The sequence below is a fragment of the Aliarcobacter sp. genome, from assembly GCF_041672065.1.
GTDB classification, from domain to species: domain Bacteria; phylum Campylobacterota; class Campylobacteria; order Campylobacterales; family Arcobacteraceae; genus Aliarcobacter; species Aliarcobacter skirrowii.
Genome location: NZ_JBAZAH010000083.1, coordinates 1 through 4,585 on the forward strand (window position 1 = coordinate 1; position 4,585 = coordinate 4,585).

Sequence of the window (4,585 nt, forward strand, 5' to 3'; positions counted from 1 at the left end):
AAACTAACTCAAGGAGTTGTAAAAGATATTTTAACAAATTCACCAACTCATCCACATGGAATAAAAGTAAGATTACAAAATGGAGATGTTGGTCGTGTTCAGCAAATACTTTAAAAAAAAGATTAAATTATGAGTATAAAAATTGTTTTAAATGGAGCTGGTAGAATTGGAAAATCAATTTTAAAACAGCTTTTAAATGACGAGAATTTTGAAATTGTAGCAATAAATGAGATAAATCCATCTGTTGAAAATATAGTTTACTCTATAAACTATGATTCAACTTATGGAAAACTAAATGATAAATTTAAAGTTATAGAGAAAAGTTTTATACAAAATCAAAAATCAAAAATCAAAATTACAAACTACAAAAATATATCAGAGTTAAATTTAGATGGAGTTGATATTTTAATTGATGCAAGTGGTCAAAAAACTGATTTAAATATATTAAGAAATTTAAAAGTAGATAAAATAATTTTAACTCATCCTCAAAAAGATGCCGATATAAATATAGTTTTGGGTGTAAATGAAGATAAACTTGATTTAAAAAGCCATAAAATAATATCTACAAGCTCTTGTAATGCAACTGCACTTCTTCCTGCTTTAAAAATAATTGATGATAAAAAAGAGATTCTTTGTGGAGATATTGTAACTATTCATCCGCTTTTAAATCATCAAAGAGTTTTAGATGGAAGCTTCGTTCAAAGTGCTACTAGAGATGTTGATTTAAATTTTGAGTTTGGAAGAAGTTCAACTCAAAATATAATTCCAAGTCAAACAACTACTATAAAAGCTTGCTCTTATGTTCTAGAAAAATTTAATTCAAATTTAATAAGCTCAAACTCTCTTAGAGTTCCAACAGATACTGTTGGAGTTATAAATGTAACACTTTTTACAAAAGAGATTTCAAGCAAAGATGAGATAAAAAATCTTTTTTTAGAGTTTGAAAGAAATCAAAAATTTCCAATAGTTTTAAATAATTTTGAAGCACTTGTTTCAAGTGATTTTAAAAAAGAGAAATTTACAACTATAATTGATCATAGATTTTTGGAAGTTAAAAACAATATGATAAAACTACTTTTATGGTATGACAATGAATGGGGATATGCTTCAAAAGTTGTTCAGATTTTAAAATATATAGATATAAAAAAAGGCTAGATAAAAATCTAGCCTTTGATTTTAAAAAAAGAGTTTTTATATAAACTCTACTTCTCTTTTCCCCTCTTTTAACTCACCAATTACATAACCATCAGTTGAAGCTAAAATTGCATCTACATTTGAAGGATTTACTACAAGAATCATTCCAACACCCATATTAAATGTTCTATACATCTCTTCAAGCTCTACATGCTTACTCATAAACTCAAATATTGGTAAAATTTTGATTTTACTTCTATCTACAACAGCTGTTAAATTTTCTGGTAGAACTCTTGGAAGATTTTCAGTAATTCCACCACCAGTGATGTGTGCTAAAGCATTTATTTTATCTTTGTTAGCTTTAAACTCTTTTACATAAATTCTTGTAGGTTCAAGCAGAACATCTTTTAATTTTTTACCTTGAAAATCATCTTCTAAACTCATACCAAGTTTTTCTAAAAGAAGTTTTCGCACAAGTGAAAATCCATTTGAGTGAACTCCAGAGCTTGGAAGTGCAATTAAAACATCCCCAGCACTTACTCTTTCAACTCTATCAAGCTCATCTTTTTCAGCTATTCCTACACAAAAACCAGCTAAATCAAAATCACCCTCTTTATACATTCCAGGCATCTCAGCTGTTTCTCCACCAATTAATGCACACTCACTTCTAATACAACCTTGCGCAATTCCTTTTACAACTTGAGTTGCTTCTTCAACTTCTAGTTTTGCAGTTGCATAATAATCAAGGAAAAATAGTGGCTCTCCAAAGTTACAAAGCAGATCATTTGTACACATAGCAACTAAATCAATACCAACAGTGTCAAATTTTTTTGCATCAATTGCTAATTTTAATTTTGTTCCAACACCATCTGTTCCAGCTAAAATAACAGGTTTTTTATAACCACTTGGAAGTTCAAAAGCACCAGCAAAAGAGCCAATTCCTCCAAGAACTCCAGGAATCATTGTAGATTTTACATAAGGTTTGATATTCTCTACAAACTGATTTCCTGCATCAATATCAACTCCTGCATCTTTGTAACTTACCATTGCCATAATCTATCCTTCGCTTTATTGCTCTTAAAATTTTTTTCGGTATTATAACCAAAAATCATTAAATCTTAAGGAGTATCAAAAATGAGCAGTTTTAAAAATGCTATTGCACTAACAGGAGGAATAGCAACAGGCAAAAGTACAGTTTGTAATCTTTTAAAGCTACATGGTTTTTTTATTATAGATGCAGACAAAATTGCTCATAGGGTTTTGGATGAAAATTATCAAGAGATTGAAAATATGTTTGGTAGCAAATATGTTGAAAATAAAAAAGTTTTAAGAAAAGAGCTTGGAAAAATAATTTTTTCAAATGAAGAAAATAAGTTAAAATTAGAAGCTTTGCTTCACCCTTTAATCAAAGAGGAGATTTTAAAAGAGGCAAAAATTTGTGAAGAGCAAAATAGAGCTTATTTTGTAGATATTCCACTATTTTTTGAAAAGATGAATTACCCAATTTCTAAAGTGCTTGTTGTTTATACTCCAAAAGATATACAAATTCAAAGATTGCAAAAAAGAGATAATATAGATGAAAAAGAGGCTATTTTAAAAATATCAAATCAAATGGATATCGAAGATAAAAAAACAAAAGCCACTTTTGTAATAGATAATTCAAAAGATTTAAAACATTTACAAAAAGAAGTTGAAAGAGTATTGGCACAAATTTAAATATAAATCTTATTTTTATTCTATAAATGATAAAATTTTCTCTAAAGTTTTTATAGACCAAATTTATAATAATATCTTATTTAAAATTTAGAAATATTATAAGTTTGTTTTATATTAAACTATAATAATTCACCAAAAAAGGTTGCAAAATGAGTGAAAAAAATGAAAATTTAAAACAGATGCCTTATAGAAAAAAAAGATATATTGCTTATATTATTGCTTCTATTGTATCTTTGTCTTTACCATTTATTCAAATAAATGGAAATCAAATCTTCCTACTATCTTTTGATAAAAAACAACTTCATCTTTTAGGAACAGCTTTTGATATGCAAGAGTTATATTTAATGCCATTTTTATTAATGTTGTTATTTATAGGAATTTTTGCTGTTACAGCAATTGGAGGAAGAGCTTGGTGTGGTTGGGCATGTCCTCAAACAATTTTTAGAGTAATTTATAGAGATTTAATTGAATCAACACTTTTAAAACTTAGAAGAATAAAAAACAAACAAAAAGATATTGATTTAAGTAAAAATTCAAACAGAGTTAAAAAAGCTGTTGGTGTAGTTTTATGGTCTATCTTAGCTTTAGTTGCTGCTTCAAACTTTATGTGGTATTTTGTTCCTCCACAAGACTTTTTTGCTTATATTCAAAATCCATTAGAGCATATGTTTTTAATAGGATTTGTTTTGGCAATTGCAGGATTTTTAATCTATGATGTAATCATTTTAAAAGAGGATTTTTGTGTATATATATGTCCATACTCAAGAGTTCAATCTGTTTTATATGATAATAATACTCTTCATGCAATCTACTCAAATCAAAGAGGTGGAGCTATTTATAATGATAAAAAAGAGAAAACAATATTTAATATAAAAGATTTTAAAGATCCAAATAGTGAGTGTACAGCTTGTGAAGCTTGTGTAACTGTTTGTCCAACTCATATTGATATTAGAAAAGGTTTACAACTTGAGTGTATAAACTGTTTAGAGTGTGTTGATGCATGTACTACTGTTATGGGGAAACTTGGAAAACCATCTTTAGTTCAATGGTCAAGCACAAATACTATTGTTGAAAATAAACCAACAAAAGTGTTTAGAAAAACAACAATTATGTATATGGTAGCTTTAACTTTAGTTTTAGTTTTATTGTTTGCTATGAGTAGAGAGAAAGAGTATATGCTTTTAAATGTAAATAAAGATACTGAACTTTATAAAATTAAAGAAGATAATATAGTAGCAAATAACTATACGCTATTGTTTCAAAATACAGAATCTGTTCCTTTAACATATAATATAGAGATAGTTGATAATCCTGGTATAGAGATTAAAAGATTTACTCCATTTACTTTAAGCCCTAAAAAAATGGCTAAAAAAGTTCTTATTTTAGAAACAGATAAACTTTTAGTAGATGATAAAACAAAAGATACTCCAATAAGTATTACAATTAAGGCTTATGCGCAAGAGAATCCTGAAAAAGTTGTAGTATTTAGAAAAGCAACTTTCTTCTTCCCAAGATCAGATAAACTTAAATAAAAAGATAGCAAGATTAACTTGCTATCTTATATTTTAAATAACTTCTTATCAATATTTAGATAAAATCACAGCTTATATATTTTTCAAACTTATTAAATTTAACGGAGTATTTTTATGACAAAATTCATTTTTGTAACGGGTGGTGTTTTAAGTTCTTTAGGAAAAGGAATAACTTCTGCATCCATTGCTGCAATTTTAAAACA

General features: G+C 27.2%; 6 protein-coding genes. 5 read left to right on the top strand and 1 reads right to left on the bottom strand.

The genetic code is table 11. The features are described from left to right. Window positions 1–114: YwbE family protein (locus WC168_RS09265; RefSeq protein WP_372618855.1), on the top strand; the 114-nt coding region annotated here is incomplete at its 5' end. A gap of 15 nt (window positions 115–129) precedes the next feature. Next, the gene (locus tag WC168_RS09270) at window positions 130–1,155 is read left to right on the top strand and encodes a glyceraldehyde 3-phosphate dehydrogenase NAD-binding domain-containing protein (RefSeq protein ID WP_372618850.1); all 1,026 of its coding nucleotides are present in this window, start codon (window positions 130–132) and stop codon (window positions 1,153–1,155) included. Between the two features lie 36 nt (window positions 1,156–1,191). Here WC168_RS09270 and purM read toward each other — a convergent pair whose 3' ends face one another. After that, the gene (purM, locus tag WC168_RS09275; protein ID WP_372618852.1) at window positions 1,192–2,187 is read right to left on the bottom strand and encodes a phosphoribosylformylglycinamidine cyclo-ligase; all 996 of its coding nucleotides are present in this window, start codon (window positions 2,185–2,187) and stop codon (window positions 1,192–1,194) included. A gap of 81 nt (window positions 2,188–2,268) precedes the next feature. Here purM and coaE point away from each other — a divergent pair, with 81 nt between their 5' ends. The 3 genes from coaE to WC168_RS09290 all read left to right on the top strand — a co-directional run. After that, entirely contained in the window at window positions 2,269–2,850 is a 582-nt protein-coding gene (gene coaE / locus WC168_RS09280) for a dephospho-CoA kinase (RefSeq protein WP_066160367.1), read from the top strand. Between the two features lie 149 nt (window positions 2,851–2,999). After that, window positions 3,000–4,382: a cytochrome c oxidase accessory protein CcoG gene (ccoG, locus tag WC168_RS09285; protein WP_109066004.1), complete on the top strand. Its 1,383-nt coding sequence runs from the start codon at window positions 3,000–3,002 to the stop codon at window positions 4,380–4,382. 114 nt (window positions 4,383–4,496) lie between these two features. Continuing rightward, the coding region (locus WC168_RS09290; protein WP_372618857.1) for a hypothetical protein at window positions 4,497–4,585 on the top strand (89 nt) is incomplete at its 3' end.